The following is a 1480-nucleotide window of genomic DNA, read 5'->3' as shown; positions in this document are numbered from 1 at the left end:
GGAACAGCACCGACCCGGCTGCCGCCGCGGTCACGCCACCTAGCAATGCCGAGAATGGCGCCGCGCCATGCTGGAGCCACGTGAGCAGATATAGAGCCGGTGCGGAGAACACGCTCGACCAGACGATGAAGGCAAGCATGTCTGCCGGCTTGTACCGCTTCACGATCAGGTTGCAGGCGCTCCACCCAAGCGCCGCGACAAGAACCAGGGCGATACCCAGGGTGGTCGAGGCACCATGGGTAAAACCGATCACGAGCACGAGACCGCCCCCCGCGAGGAGCATGCCGAGGTACTGCGGCACGCCCATGCGTTCGCGGAAGAACAGGGTACTTAGCACTACCGTGAAGAACGCGCTGAACTGCAACACCAGCGACGACAATCCGGGCGAAAGGCCCTTTGCCATCGCGAAATTCACCACCCACCACAGGCCGACGCCAAACAGGAGGCCATAGGCCGCCAACATCCCGAACGGCACGTCTCGCGGCCTCCGCAAGAAGAACACCAGGGGGAACGCCGTGAAGGTGAAGCGCAGGGCCGTAAGGAGGAAGGGATCGAGATCGCGAAGGCCCACTTCGATCACGGAAAAATTGCTGCCCCATATCACCGTTACCAGAACACCGAGCAGAACATGGGCAACCTTCATGCCCCTGCTCCCACGGAGCGCGGTGGAGCCACACCGTCATACACGAAGCTGTCGAACGACTCGTGCCTCCAGGTGTCGCCGCGCACATAGTAGTTGAGCACGGCGGAGATCTTTCGCTCCCTTATGGTGGGCTCGCAGTCGTGCAGAACCTCGCGTCCCTTCATGACGAGCAATGAGCCCGCGGTCGCATATATCGACCGGCGTTCCGTCCACTTTCCTTTCGACGGATGCGATCGGGGAATCTGTATACGCAGCGGAGCTTCCCGATTCGTCGTCAGGAACAGCAGGACCGTGACGCCATTGGTATCGTAATGTTCGCCGAGGGTACCGCCGCCAGGCGGATAGACCTTGATGTTGATATCGGAGCGAGGATAGGGTGACAACACCACATCCTGAGACGTAATTGATGAGACCAGAGGCAATACCGCGTGGTATACCGCCGTGAGCTCCGGAAGATGGAGACGAATGTCATCACCTTCGAAGATGTGATGAAGATAACGACCTCCGGAGTCTGAAACAGCGTCCGTTCCACGCCCATGATGATCGACCAGCTTGACCTGACCCGCTCCTATCAGTCGCTCGATCCGTTCACGTAACGAATCGCAAAGCGACGGCACCATGACGCTGTCCACAACGGTGACGTAGTCATAATGGTATTCGCGAATGTGTCGCGTTAGGTCGAATCCGCTTTTCATGGCGCTTTCCTCTCCAATGGTCGTTGTCGAACGTTAATGACACACTGAAGAAGCCGATATACGACTATTCTGAATTTTCATCTCACGTAGCGATACTGTTACGTCCGACACACTTTTTCCAGGCGCTATGAAACGCAGGATC

2 protein-coding genes are annotated in these 1480 nt (G+C 58.0%); both read right to left on the bottom strand.

The features are described from left to right. On the bottom strand, window positions 1-643 hold a 643-nt coding region (locus ACPYOD_RS19100), incomplete at its 3' end, for an EamA family transporter (RefSeq protein ID WP_481303266.1). Further along, window positions 640-1338, bottom strand: coding sequence for a hypothetical protein (locus ACPYOD_RS19095; protein ID WP_481303265.1), 699 nt, complete (start codon window positions 1336-1338; stop codon window positions 640-642). The genes ACPYOD_RS19095 and ACPYOD_RS19100, both read right to left, overlap by 4 nt. Window positions 1339-1480: the final 142 nt, after the last annotated feature.

This window comes from Luteibacter sp. HAY1-4A (assembly GCF_056755355.1).
This window is presented reverse-complemented; position numbering and strand designations above follow the sequence as displayed.